General features: G+C 52.8%; 10 protein-coding genes and 1 pseudogene. All 11 read left to right on the plus strand.

The annotated features are described in order from the left end of the window. The first annotated feature begins 8 nt into the window (after nucleotides 1-8). On the plus strand, nucleotides 9-689 hold the full coding sequence (locus tag V8J88_RS12930) for a hypothetical protein (protein WP_338844540.1): 681 nt from the start codon (nucleotides 9-11) through the stop codon (nucleotides 687-689). Between the two features lie 2 nt (nucleotides 690-691). Further along, nucleotides 692-1,513 (plus strand): hypothetical protein, encoded by an 822-nt coding sequence (locus tag V8J88_RS12935; RefSeq protein ID WP_338844541.1) that lies wholly within the window; start codon nucleotides 692-694, stop codon nucleotides 1,511-1,513. Then, nucleotides 1,503-2,174 carry a hypothetical protein gene (locus V8J88_RS12940; RefSeq protein WP_338844542.1) on the plus strand — a complete coding sequence of 224 codons (672 nt, stop codon included), beginning with the start codon at nucleotides 1,503-1,505 and terminating at the stop codon, nucleotides 2,172-2,174. The genes V8J88_RS12935 and V8J88_RS12940 overlap by 11 nt, the downstream gene beginning before the upstream one ends. Before the next feature lie 105 nt (nucleotides 2,175-2,279). After that, nucleotides 2,280-4,364: a hypothetical protein gene (locus V8J88_RS12945; RefSeq protein ID WP_338844543.1), complete on the plus strand. Its 2,085-nt coding sequence runs from the start codon at nucleotides 2,280-2,282 to the stop codon at nucleotides 4,362-4,364. Between the two features lie 95 nt (nucleotides 4,365-4,459). Next, nucleotides 4,460-5,199, plus strand: a pseudogene (locus tag V8J88_RS12950) (IS5 family transposase). A gap of 31 nt (nucleotides 5,200-5,230) precedes the next feature. Beyond that, nucleotides 5,231-5,815, plus strand: a complete 585-nt coding sequence (locus V8J88_RS12955) for a hypothetical protein (RefSeq protein WP_338844544.1) — start codon at nucleotides 5,231-5,233, stop codon at nucleotides 5,813-5,815. Between the two features lie 265 nt (nucleotides 5,816-6,080). Further along, a complete protein-coding gene (locus V8J88_RS12960) occupies nucleotides 6,081-7,703 on the plus strand; it encodes an alpha-amylase family glycosyl hydrolase (protein WP_338844545.1) in 1,623 nt (540 codons plus the stop codon). 17 nt (nucleotides 7,704-7,720) lie between these two features. Continuing rightward, nucleotides 7,721-8,809 carry a sn-glycerol-3-phosphate ABC transporter ATP-binding protein UgpC gene (gene ugpC, locus V8J88_RS12965; protein WP_338844546.1) on the plus strand — a complete coding sequence of 363 codons (1,089 nt, stop codon included), beginning with the start codon at nucleotides 7,721-7,723 and terminating at the stop codon, nucleotides 8,807-8,809. A gap of 87 nt (nucleotides 8,810-8,896) precedes the next feature. Beyond that, nucleotides 8,897-10,111, plus strand: a complete 1,215-nt coding sequence (gene malE / locus V8J88_RS12970; RefSeq protein WP_338844547.1) for a maltose/maltodextrin ABC transporter substrate-binding protein MalE — start codon at nucleotides 8,897-8,899, stop codon at nucleotides 10,109-10,111. Between the two features lie 57 nt (nucleotides 10,112-10,168). Then, a complete protein-coding gene (gene malE, locus V8J88_RS12975; protein ID WP_338844548.1) occupies nucleotides 10,169-11,392 on the plus strand; it encodes a maltose/maltodextrin ABC transporter substrate-binding protein MalE in 1,224 nt (407 codons plus the stop codon). A gap of 27 nt (nucleotides 11,393-11,419) precedes the next feature. Continuing rightward, complete coding sequence (gene malF / locus V8J88_RS12980; RefSeq protein ID WP_338844549.1) at nucleotides 11,420-12,928, plus strand: maltose ABC transporter permease MalF; 1,509 nt, start codon at nucleotides 11,420-11,422, stop codon at nucleotides 12,926-12,928. Nucleotides 12,929-12,931: the final 3 nt, after the last annotated feature.

Genomic DNA, 12,931 nt, shown 5'->3' on the forward strand with positions numbered 1-12,931 from the left:
GGGGGATCATGGTGTTAGGTATTCTCGTTGCTCTTGGCTCGGCACTGATCGGCGCTGTTAGCACCATCGGCACTGCCGTTGCCGCATTTTGCACCACCACGCTGCCAGCTATTTTACCTGTGCTAACCCAAAGCATAAATGTAGCCTACCTGGCGGCCAAAACCATCAGCGCGGTGATGCAATTATTTGAGGTCTTTTCCCCAAATGAGCAGGTTGAAGAGGTGGGCGACCGCGCCTTGCAAGCAGCCGAAAAAGAGATCACCCCGGATAAATTTGAACAATTTGATGACTACATGACGCAGATTCGCTGCTTTGAACTAGACCCGGAAAAAAGCGCCAACTACGATGCATCTACTAAAATCGCAGCTGGAATGGCCATTTCCAGCCTTGGGCTGGAGCGCAAATTGCACTTGCCCGAAGGCAGCATGGGCGGTTTATTTGTACTTGCAACTCAGTACCCGGAATATTTCACCATCAGCCGCCTGATGGCTATTCTTGCAGCCACCAAGGATGTGGGCATGGTAGTAGACTATTATGCCGACAGGCTTGATATAAGCAATGTTGATTATGTGGAAACGATGTTGCGCGGCGTGGAAAAAACCATTCAACCAGATCTGGATGAGCAAAGTATTCAAGCCGGGTTGCATGCAGCCAAACAACACCTTTTAAGCCAGGCAAAACCGGAATAAGTATGATCAACTTCACAATTCTTATCGCTGAAACGGTGGTTTGTTATATCTGGCGGGATGGCAAATGGAAGCTGTACTTGCTTGATGGCGAGGAAAACACTCATCTGTCCAAAGGCGGTGCGTATGTGATGCAGCAGATCAAACAACAACTGCACAACCCGGCCGACCTGCGGCAAATCGACATCGTGTTATTGTTTTCCAAGACAGGTCAAAACGCATTGCCGGATTTTTTTAAGGCCGCAAGCTCGCACGGGTTTGGCCAAGTGCAAGCATTGGCCTTGGCCCCGCTGACGCAACGCACACAGGTGGCGCGCCAGACGATTGATGCTGTGTCGGATACTGCGTGGTGTTTAGAATGTCTGTTGCCACTGCTTGATGCAATGTTGCAATCCAGACTCGACCTCTTGAGCGATGCGCAGCGTGAGCAAACATATGCGCACGAGAAAAATATTGAACAATTGCAGGAGCGGCTTCGCCGCTTAAAAGTCGAAAATGCTGCGCTGCAAGCCCGAGCGGATGCTTTGCAAGCCGCCCCCATGGAACATCTGGTGACTTTTTTGCCCCTTTTTTTCCGCAATTTCTGGGAAAAGATCCGGCCGGACGAACTGGCCCATTTGGCTGGCAAACTGAGCTTTCCAACCATTCCCTCCCCCTGCCCGGATCTATCGCCAGAAGTGATAAGACAACTTAAAGTGAAGTTTAAGACATTGCCTGGCAGCGCTCAGGGCAAGATTATTGGCATGGTGGAGCAGTTGCGAAATATTCAAAAACAGGATATCCGGGTGGAAATGTTGGATTTTTTGGAGAAACGAAATGATGGATGAGGATCTGCGGCGTTTAGAGAAAATTCGGGAGAGTCGGCGCGTTTTTTCCGAGAAATTGACCTATGGCGATTTATGTTTGCTGCTAATGCAAGACAAAAACATCCAGAGCTTAATCGCTCAAGCTGTTGCTGCTGCAGAGTCTGGACAATCGCCGGTCGGATTGGACACAACAATTCCGAACATTGCATCAATGCATAAAAAAAGTGAGGCTACCCTCCGCCAAATAGACACTTTAAGAGTCGAACTTGCACAACAATTAAAAATGCTGGAAATTTTGGCTGGAGACGAGGAACTCCAAACACTCTGGTTAGGGAAACAGCGCACATCAGATCAAATCGGCTTGGTTAAAATGATCGCCACTGCCGCAAACTGGGACAGGGTTTTGGATTTGTGGGACATCATTGCCGAGCGTTGCAAAAAGGAGAATCGGGTATCGAGCAACAATGAAAAAGAAATACTGTTAGGTGCAATAAATATTCACAATTCAATCTGGCAGGGTATGGCTGCAGTTACCCTTCATGCAGAAGAGGGGGATAAATACGACTATAACAAACATATGCGTAGCAATAATGCCGGCGAAATTGTTTCTTCGGAGTTGTTATTTGGAATTTGCAATGCAGCCCAAACTTTACAGCGCCAACCAGTTGTTAGGACAAGATAAAATTTCATCTTCTCAATCCCCGGTGAAATTTAATATGACCCCCCCTTGATCAACAATTAAAAAATTACTGAGAATTTAATATATTTTAAATTAGCGGAGATTACAATGACATTATCAGATACTTCAAAATGGCAAAATTCATTCTTGAGGCAATTAAATAATATATTGCTGAAAGGTTTCCTAATACATGTAAACTCCAACCGATTTTGGTGGATTGGATCTGCTGACCGCAAAAAAAAATTTGTATTGCAGACCTTCAATGGTACTAAAGATCACTATTTATTATTCGACGGATTTGACGGCCAGGAGCCAAAGGATGCCGTGTCGGTAGATTTTGCTAAAAAATTCGACGGACGCCTAAAACTTGCGGGCCAGGAATGTAGCCTGCCGACCTTTTTGGAATTTGAAGCATTTGTGAAAGATGATCAATGCCCATTGCGCACCGGATCAAATTTTTTAATACTGAATAAAAATAAATGGCATACAAGTATTGGGCCAACTCTTTTTTCACACAATGGTCTTAGCCTTATCCAAGATTTTTCAGTTGATGACAATTACCCACTCATGCGTGTTGCAAGAATTCTGACAAGCGATGTCCTGCCATTTTTTATTCTCTACGAAAAAGGGTATGAATTCTTCAGTACATCAAATTATTCTGCCTTGAATTTGTTCAACTGGGCTTCAATATTCCCAGACCTGGATGCACGCCCAGTCCGTCAGCCCAAATTGGATACCGCCACCTGCACAGAGCGTGACAAAGGCATCTGGGAACTTTGGGGTCTGGACCTGAACTTGCTAAAAAAAATGGGCGTGCGCTCTAGAGACCCTGAACTGGACGTTCGCACAAAAAATATCGCTATTGATTTCGGCACCAGTAGCACCGTAGTAGCAATTGCAGAAACGGATGGCTCGAAGAGATTGCTGCGCATTGGTGCACAAGACTATTTAAGCGCCCCTAATGCTGCCGATTATGAAAACCCCACTGTATTGGAATTTATAGACTTTACCGCCTTCTTGAGAAAATGGCAAAATTACGCCTATCGTCCGCAACTCGATTGGAATCACACGCGCTGCGCGCATGAAGCCTTACATGATTTTCGCAATAACGAATCAGATCCTGCCGCCTGCGCAAGCACATTAACCAAGCTCAAACAATGGGCCATACGTGAGGCGACTGACAGCCCTGTATACATTACGGATCGGGCTGCCGGGCTTGAATACCAGTTGCCGCCGCTAACCTTGCGCACGCCTGTCAAAGGGACGCCGTTGCAAGTGGATATAACTGATCCATTTGACCCAATTGAGTTATATGCTTGGTATCTCGGCATGATTATCAACTGGCGCGGCAATGGCATACACTTAAATTACTACATGACCTTCCCAGTTGCTTATCCGCAATTGGTCAAAGACAAGATTTTGGCATCTTTCAAACGCGGTTTGCAACGCAGCTTCCCTGAACCTTTTACCCGCTCTCCTTCATTCAATGATTTTTGGGTAGAGGAGCGCGCCGCCGAACCCGCCGCCTTTGCTGCTTGCGCTCTGCGCACCTACCAAATTCAACCAAGCAAAGCCGGCACAGCCTATGCCGTTTTTGATTTTGGCGGTGGCACTACCGACTTTGATTTTGGCTTCTACCGCACGCCGACCGAGGATGAACTGGATCAAGAGTATGAAGCCGTTTTAGAACATTTCGCCCCAGCCGGAGATAAATTTCTGGGCGGTGAAAACCTGTTGGAAAATATGGCCTACATAGTATTTCAGGAAAACCTGGCACAATGCCGGGAGAAAAGAATTGCCTTCACCCAGCCAATGGATGCGCAGCCGTTTGTCGGCTACGAACTGCTGCTGGACAAAACCCAAGCCGCCTCCACGAACACTATGTTGCTGATAGAAAGATTGCGGCCAATGTGGGAGCAAGGTGAATACACCAATTCTACAGGCGTTGAAAAGCTGAACCTGATCAACAAGGACGGGATTAAAACTCCATGTGAATTGAAAATTCCTAAAGAGAAATTAGCCGATTATTTGCGTAACCGTATTGGAAACGGCATCAAAGAGTTTTTGGTTGCCATGAAACTGGCTTTTTCCGAAAAGATACCAAAAATCATTCACGTGTTATTGGCAGGCAATGCATGCCGTACAAAATGGGTAATGGATTTTTTTAGGCAAGTAGGGCGTGTTGACAATTAACAGCACTTTGGATGGGAATTTTCAAAAAAAGCTGTTAACTTTTTGCCACTTGTGTTTACATTCTTGTTTTTGGGCAAAACAGAATGGCACGGATGATGTTACGGGACGATCAGTGGGCAAGAATTGAAGCCTTGGTACCAGGAAAGGTTGGCGATAGAGGCAGAACAGGCGTGAATAATCGGCTGTTTGTGGAAGCTGTTTTATGGATAGCAAAGACAGGCAGCCCGTGGCGGGATTTGCCTGCTGAATTTGGCCCATGGAACAGCGTCTATGTGAGGTTTGCGCGTTGGTCGGATAAGCAGGTATGGCACAAAATCTTTGCCGTGCTACGCGAGGACGCGGACTTTGAGGAAGTTTTTCTTGATAGCACTATCGTGCGGGCGCATCAGCATGCAGCAGGAGCCGCAAAAAAAAGGGGCCGCAATCCATTGGCCGGTCTCGTGGGGGATTAACCACCAAGATTCATGCTTGCGTTGAGGGCTTGGGCAATTTGGTTCAGTTCATCCTGACAGGCGGAGAAGTTCACGATATAACCCAGGCAACCGCGTTACTCAATGACGTCGCGCCACAAGCGGTGCTGGCAGATAAAGCCTATGATGCCAACACACTGATTGATTGCATTGAGGGAAAAAATGCCAAGGTCGTGATTCCACCAAAGGCGAACCGGAAAGAACAGCGGGATTATGATCAGTTCCAATATCGAAACCGCAATCTCATTGAGCGCTTTTTCGCCAAAATTAAGCAATTTCGACGGATCGCTACCCGCTACGACAAACTGGATACCCGTTTCTCTTCGTTTGTAACCTTGGCGGCATCAATGATATGGTTGAAATAAATGTCAACACACCCTAGATAATTCAGATGAAATGCCAAAAATTGATGCAAACGGAAACCTCTATCTTCAAGCAGATTGTGAATATGAAGAGCCGCTTAAAACATGGATCGCCGACATTCTTGGTGTGCCAAACCTAAACCTCAACACCCACCCACCGCTATTGGCTGATCCGAGCAACCCCTACGCGCCTACTGCCAAAACTGGTGTCGCACTGGGCCTTCTCGACCTTTGTCCAGGCGGTGTAATCAAAATCATTCGTCATGTCCCTCCCACCCAAGAAATTGCATTTGCCAACGCGGTAGGCCGCATCGCGCAAGGTAAGCTTTTGGTCAAACTCCCACACCGCGCCCCTTATGGCATCTGGCACGAATTAGGCGCACAACGCGAAAAAGTGTTTAACCTCGCTTACACATCCTCACTGCAAGTGCAGGCAGGCGACATGCACACAGGCGACCCGGCCCTCACTATCAAAAAACTGCAATTCTCTGGCGAATTGGATGGCCACAAGGTCTATGGTCGCGCGGTAGGGCCGAACCGGATTGCGGTTTGTACCTCGATATCGTTGGAGGCTGTGAAGGCAGATCAGTTTGAAAATTTGCAGCTAATTGATTTGTAGCAATCCACGGGCTGCTGAATGGAGGCAAGCCAGTTCACTTTTTCTGTAACTGGTAAGACTCATATAAAGCGCTAATCTGCCCCCGCAGCTATCCGATATACATTTTTTGCATTGCAAAATAAAAACTTTTTGCTTTCCAAAGCGCTTTGAACTACACTTGCAGCCATCTTCAAAGCGCTTTGAATTTATTGAAAGCGCATCCGCCGGATATGGCGGCGGCAAACCGAGCGAAAGAACAAGAGACATGACAGCACAGCAAACGCCTATGACAAGCAGCCCGCGCGCCGATTGGTGGCGCGAGGCCGTGATTTATCAAATCTACCCGCGCAGTTTTTTTGATTCCAATGGCGACGGCGTGGGCGATTTGCCCGGCATCACCGCACAGCTGGAACACATCGCCCGGCTGGGCGTGGACATGATCTGGATTTCGCCCTTTTTCACCTCGCCGATGAAAGATTTCGGCTATGACGTGGCGGACTATTGCAATGTCGATCCGCTGTTCGGCACGCTGGCCGATTTCGATGCCCTGGTGGCGCGTGCGCATGCGCTGGGCTTGAAAGTGATGATTGATCAGGTGCTCTCACATACGGCGGAAAATCATCCCTGGTTTGTTGAAAGCCGCAGCAGCCGCGACAATCCGAAAGCCGACTGGTATGTCTGGGCGGACCCGCAAAGCGATGGCACGGCGCCGAATAACTGGCTGTCCGTGTTTGGCGGTTCGGCCTGGGCCTGGGACAGCCGGCGCCGTCAATATTATCTGCACAACTTCCTGGCCAGTCAGCCGGATATGAATTTCCACAATCCGCAGGTGCAGGATGCGCATTTGGCGAATATGCGCTTCTGGCTGCAGCGCGGGGTGGATGGCTTCCGCATGGACGCCTGCAATTTCCATTTCCACGATCAGCAATTGCGCAACAATCCGCCCGCCGCCAAACGCGACTCGGCCACAGTCTCAGAAGTCAATCCATATGGCATGCAAGCCCATGTGTATGACAAAACCCGCCCGGAAAATATTGCCTTCCTGCAGCGCGTGGGCAGCCTGCTGGCGGAATTCGGCGCGGTGGCGATCGGTGAAGTCGGGGCCGACGATTCGCTTGAAGTGATGGCGCAATACACCGCCGGCGGCGACAAGCTGCAGATGGCTTACAGTTTTGATCTGCTGACCTCTGAATACAGCGCGGCGCACATCCGCTCACGCGTGGAGCAATTCGAGGCGCGCGTGAAAGATGGCGGCGCCTCCTGGTCGATTGGCAACCACGATGTGGCGCGCGTCTTGACGCGCTGGGGCGGCAAAGACGCCACGCCACAATTTTCCAAAATGATTTTAGCGCTGCAACTCTCGCTCAAAGGCACGCCCTGCCTGTACCAAGGCGATGAATTGGCCTTGCCGGAAGCCCAAGTCGCCTTTGAAGACTTGCAAGATCCGTATGGCATCGCCTTCTGGCCTGAATTCAAAGGCCGTGACGGCTGCCGCACCCCGCTGCCATGGGATGCGAACCTGCCCAATGCCGGCTTTTCCAGCGCCAAACCCTGGCTGCCGCTGGCCCCGGAACATGTGGCGCGCGCCGTTTTGCAACAAACGCAAGACCCTGACTCAGCCTACAATTTCGCCTGCGCCTTTTTACGCTGGCGCAAGCAATGGCCGCAACTCTTGCGCGGCGGGATTGCTTTTTATGATGCGCCCGAACCAGTCTTGGCGCTGGTGCGCAGCCAGCCCGGCGCGCCCACCTTGCTGGCCGCATTCAACCTCGGACGCGAAGATTTGGCGTTCGACTGGCCGCAAGCGGCGGCAGCGCGCAGCATGCAGGGACATGGCTTTAGCGGCAGTGCGACCGGAGCCAGCATCACCCTGCCCGGCTGGAGCGCCTGGTTTGGCTTGATCGACTGATTGAATTGGGGATTGAGATGGCGGGATTGAAACTGACAGGGATCAAGAAGCAATATGGCAATCTGCAAACCCTGCATGGCATAGATTTAACGATTCAAGATGGCGAATTCATCGTCTTTGTCGGCCCCTCGGGTTGCGGCAAATCGACCTTGTTGCGCTGCATTTGCGGTTTGGAGGAAATCAGCGGCGGCGATTTATTCATCGGCAATACGCGCATGAATGATGTGCCGCCGGCCAAGCGCGGCATTTCCATGGTGTTTCAAAGCTACGCGCTGTATCCGCATATGAGCGTGGCGGAAAACATGGCTTTCGGCTTAAAGCTGGTCGGCATGGATAAGCGCGCGCAGAACGAAGCGGTGCAGCGCGCCGCGCAAGTCTTGCGCATTCAAGCCCTGTTGGAGCGCAAGCCGAAAGAACTCTCAGGCGGTCAGCGTCAGCGGGTGGCGATTGGACGCGCAATTGTGCGCAAGCCGGATGTGTTTTTATTTGATGAGCCGCTGTCAAATCTGGATGCCGCGCTGCGCGTGCAAATGCGCATTGAATTAGCCAATTTGCACCGCGAATTGGGCGCCACCATGATTTATGTGACGCATGATCAGGTCGAGGCGATGACCCTGGCTGACCGCATCGTGGTCTTAAACGGCGGCAAAATCGAGCAGGTCGGCGCACCGCTGGAGCTGTATCACCGCCCCGATAATCTGTTTGTGGCCGGCTTCATGGGATCGCCGCGCATGAATTTCATGCCGGGCAAGATCAGCGCCGCGCAAGCAGGCGTGTTGCAAGTCGCGCTGGAGGCCGGCGGCCATCTGGATTTGCCGCGCGAGCGCAGCTTGGCCGCCGGCAGCGCGATCACGCTCGGGGCGCGTCCTGAACATATGCAATTGGCGCGTCACAACGCCAGTCAACACGATATCCCGGTGCAAGTGCTGGCGGTGGAGCATCTGGGCGATATCAGCTATGTGTATGTCACCGCGCAAGGCGTCAGCGAGCCGCTGGTTGCGCGGGTTGATCCCGAAAACGATTGGCGCGCCGGCGAAGCCGCCTTTGTGTCAATCGCACCGGCGCGCGCCCATCTGTTCGATGAACAGGGACGCGCCTGCCGTTAAACCCAGGTTTTTCCGGTATTTGGCAGGCAACGCGCGGCCGCCGATCCCCTTTTCCGATAATACGCGCGACACCATGGAGTTGAGACAATGAAAGCATCTGGCGCAACAAGCACCTTCAAGCGCACTCTGATCACTGCCGCCCTGCTGGGCGCCGGCATGGCTGTGCTGCCCTCATTCGCAGCTGAAAAAGACAGCCTGTTGATCTGGATTAATGGCGACAAGGGCTACAAGGGGATTGAAAAAATCGGTGAGGAATTCACCAAGAAGACCGGGATCAAGGTGACGGTGGAACATCCGGAAGATGCGCCGGGTAAATTCCAGCAAGCCGCCGCCGCCGGCAAAGGCCCGGACATCTGGATTTGGCCGCATGACCGCATCGGCGAATGGATCAGCGGCGGCCTGCTGCAAACCATCACCCCGTCCAAAGCGGTGAAAGACAGCATCTCTGCGCTGCCGTGGAAAGCCTTCACCAGCGGCGGCAAAGTGTGGGGTTATCCGATCTCGATTGAAGCCGTGGCCCTGGTGTACAACAAAGACCTGGTTCCGACCCCGCCCAAGAGCATGGATGAGGTGTTGGCGCTGGATAAAAAACTGCAAGCCGCCGGCAAGCGCGCGATTCTGTGGGACTACACCAACACCTATTTCAGCTGGCCGCTGCTGGCTGCCGGCGGCGCTTACGCCTTCAAACCCAAGGCCGATGGCGGCTATGAAGCGAATAACACCGGCGTCAACAATGCCGGCGCAGTGGCCGGGGTGGAAGCGATCATGAAGCTGATCAACGCCGGCGCCATGCCCAAGGGCGCAGGCTATGCCGAAATGGAAGCCGGCTTTAATCAAGGCAAAGTGGCGATGATGATCAATGGCCCCTGGTCGTGGGACAACGCGAAAAAGTCGAAGATCAATTTCGGCGTGGCGCAAATCCCGACGGTCAAAGGCAAAGCCGCCGCGCCTTTTGTCGGCGTGCTGGGCGCGATGATTTCCAAAGCCAGCCCGAACCGTGATCTGGCCGTGGAATTCCTGGAAAACCACATGCTGACCGTGAATGGTTTGAAGACCATCAATGCGGATGTGCCGCTGGGCACGCCGGCGAATATTCAGTTCTTCAATGAGCTGAAAAATGATCCGAACATCCAAGCCACCATGGCCAGCGCGCAAGCCGGGCATCCGATGCCGTCCAACCCGGAAATGGGCCGTTTCTGGGCCTCGATGAAATCGGCGCTGGAAAACATCACCGCCGGCCGTCAAAGCGTGAAAGAAGGTTTGGACGCCGCCGCCAAGCGGATCCAGACGGAAGCCAAGTAAGTCCAGGCGGCCAGGGTTTCCGCGTGATATTGCGGAAACCCGCCGCAAGCCAATCTCATGAAAAAACGTTTTTCCGCCGCCAGCCTGTGCGCGGCCATGCTCAGCGCTGCCCTGTTTAGCGCCCATTTGCCGGCGCAAGCCGCAGAAGCCGGCAAAATCATCATCTGGGTGAATGGCGACAAAGCCTGGAAGGCCATCCATAAAATCGGCCAGCGCTACACCGCGCAAACCGGAATTCCGGTGCAGGTGGAAAAGCCTGAGGATGCGCCGGGGCGCTTTATCCAGAGCGCCGGCAAACAGGACGCGCCGGATATTTTTTTATGGGCGCATGACCGCCTCGGCGAGTGGGTGCAAAAGGGCTTGTTAAGCCCGCTCTCACCCGAACGCCAGGTGCGGCGCAGCATTCACCCGCTGGGCTGGAGCGCATTCACGGTGCGCGGCAGAACCTGGGCCTATCCGATTTCCATGGAAAGCATAGGCTTGATTGTGAATCGTGATCTGCTCAGCAAAATCCCGGCGGATTTTGCCGAACTGCCGGCCTTGGATCGCAGCCTGCAGGCGCGCGGCAAAAAAGCGATTAACTGGGATTACAACAATGTCTATTTCACCTGGCCGCTGCTGGCTGCGCATGGCGGCTATGCATTCGGGCACTGGGATGACGGGCATTATGACGCTGACAATACGGGCGTAGCCAACCGTGGCGCGCTCAAGGGAATGGAAACTGTGAACAGCCTGCTGGAAGCCGGCGTGCTGCCGAAAACCAGCTCCTACGCGCAAATGGAAAAGGAATTCCACGAAGGCAAAACGGCGATGATGATCAATGGCCCCTGGGCCTGGGAAGGCGTGCGCCGGGCGAAAATCAATTTCACCGTGGCCCCGCTGCCGGCGGTGCAGGGCAAGCCGGCGCCGGCGTTTGTCGGGGTGCAAGGGGCGATGATCAGCGCAACCAGCCCGAACCGCGCCAGCGCGGTGCGTTTTATCGAAGAATATTTACTGTCCCTGCAAGGCTTGCGTGAGATGAATGCCGATGTGCCGCTGGGGGTGCCGGCGAATCATGCGTTTTATCAGGAATTGAAAAGCGATGCGGCGATTGCCGCCACCATGCACAATATTCAGCAGGGGCAGATCATGCCGAACAACCCGGAAATGGGTAAATTCTGGAGCGCCATGAAAAGCGCGCTGGAAAACATCACCTCCGGGCGGCAAAACAGCCGTGACGCTCTGGAAGCGGCCGCACGCCAGATCACAGAGCAAAGCAAACAAAGCAAAAGCAAAAAATAAGCGCGCATCGCGCATCTGGGGGTAAGCATGAAGCAATGGCTTGGCAAGGCGGCGCTGGGGACGACTTTAGCGGCCGGCCTGTATCTGGTGTTCATTATTTATCACGCGGGACAGAATTGGCTCGCCATGCTGTTTTTGGCCCTGCTCGCCTTATTGGGCCTGGTGTACAGCTCAGAAAAATTGTATGCCTGGCGCTATCTGTTTCCGGGGCTGGCAGCGGTTCTGGTGTTTGTGATTTTCCCGCTGATTTACACCATTTCCATCGGCTTTACCAATTACAGCTCGAAGAACCTGCTCAGTTTTGAGCGCGCCACCGCCGTCTTGCTGGATGAAACCACGCGCACCGAGGCCAGCGGCTATCCCTTCACCTTGCATGCCGATGGGCAGGAATTCCGCCTGCGCCTGCTGGCGGCGGATGGTCAGCAGGTTTTACTCAGCCCGCCGCTGGCGCTGCGCAAAAAACAGGCGCTGAGAGTGGAGTTGCAAGCGAATGGCAAGCACGCGCTGGGCGAAGCGCTGCCGCTCAAGGAAGTCATCGCCCATCAGGCAGCGTTAAAACAATTAAGCCTGGTGCTGCCGGATAAAATCGAGTTGAAAATGACCGGCCTGCGCGAATTCGGCCCGATCGCCAAGGTGTATCAGCAACTGCCGGATGGCAATTTGAAAAAGCTGGCGACGGGAGAAATCATCAAAGCCGATTTCGCCAGCGGCTTTTATGTCACGCCGGATGGCGAAAAACTGGCGCCGGGCTTTAAAACCCATGTCGGCTTTGCCAATTTCAAACGCATCTTTGAAGATAAAGCCATCAGCGGCCCGTTTCTGGGCATCTTTGTCTGGACCGTGGCGTTTTCCGCGCTGACCGTCTTCACCACCGTCTCACTGGGCATGATGCTGGCCGTGCTTTTAAACTGGGACGCACTCAAATTCCGTGGCGTGTATCAAACCCTGCTGTTTTTAGCGTATGCGGTGCCGGGCTTTATCTCGATTCTGGTGTTCAAAGGGCTGTTCAACAACAACTATGGCGAGATCAATATGATTCTCAACTTTTTGTTTGGCGTAAAACCGGCCTGGTTTTCCGACACCGCACTTGCGCGCACCATGCTCTTGATCGTCAATACCTGGCTGGGCTATCCGTATATGATGGTGCTGTGCATGGGCTTGATCAAATCGATTCCATCTGATTTATATGAAGCTTCCGCGCTGGCCGGGGCCGGGCCGCTGACCAATTTTTTCAAGATCACCATGCCCTTGATCATCAAGCCCTTGATGCCCTTGATGCTGGCCTGCTTTGCCTTTAATTTCAACAACTATGTGCTGGTCTCGCTTTTGACCGGCGGCCGTCCGGACTATCTGGACACCGTCTTGCCAGCCGGCTCAACCGATTTGCTGGTGTCTTATACGGTGCGCATCGCGTTTGAGGATTCGGGCCAGCAATTTGGTCTGGCGGCCGCGATTTCAACCTTGATTTTCATTCTGGTGGCCGCGATTTCCTTGCTCAATATGCGCCTGACCAAGATGAACCGCAGCACGATTTAAGGA

The sequence above is a fragment of the Massilia sp. W12 genome (genome assembly GCF_037300705.1).
Classification (GTDB): Bacteria; Pseudomonadota; Gammaproteobacteria; order Burkholderiales; family Burkholderiaceae_D; genus JACPVY01.

What these genes read in the sequence shown, in the direction of transcription:
- malF (WP_338844549.1), top strand. Translation starts at nt 11,420, where the DNA reads ATGAAGCAATGGCTTGGCAAGGCGGCGCTGGGGACGACTTTAGCGGCC.
- malE (WP_338844548.1), top strand. Translation starts at nt 10,169, where the DNA reads ATGAAAAAACGTTTTTCCGCCGCCAGCCTGTGCGCGGCCATGCTCAGC.
- V8J88_RS12955 (WP_338844544.1), top strand. Translation starts at nt 5,231, where the DNA reads ATGCCAAAAATTGATGCAAACGGAAACCTCTATCTTCAAGCAGATTGT.
- V8J88_RS12935 (WP_338844541.1), top strand. Translation starts at nt 692, where the DNA reads ATGATCAACTTCACAATTCTTATCGCTGAAACGGTGGTTTGTTATATC.
- V8J88_RS12930 (WP_338844540.1), top strand. Translation starts at nt 9, where the DNA reads ATGGTGTTAGGTATTCTCGTTGCTCTTGGCTCGGCACTGATCGGCGCT.
- ugpC (WP_338844546.1), top strand. Translation starts at nt 7,721, where the DNA reads ATGGCGGGATTGAAACTGACAGGGATCAAGAAGCAATATGGCAATCTG.
- V8J88_RS12960 (WP_338844545.1), top strand. Translation starts at nt 6,081, where the DNA reads ATGACAAGCAGCCCGCGCGCCGATTGGTGGCGCGAGGCCGTGATTTAT.
- malE (WP_338844547.1), top strand. Translation starts at nt 8,897, where the DNA reads ATGAAAGCATCTGGCGCAACAAGCACCTTCAAGCGCACTCTGATCACT.
- V8J88_RS12940 (WP_338844542.1), top strand. Translation starts at nt 1,503, where the DNA reads ATGATGGATGAGGATCTGCGGCGTTTAGAGAAAATTCGGGAGAGTCGG.
- V8J88_RS12945 (WP_338844543.1), top strand. Translation starts at nt 2,280, where the DNA reads ATGACATTATCAGATACTTCAAAATGGCAAAATTCATTCTTGAGGCAA.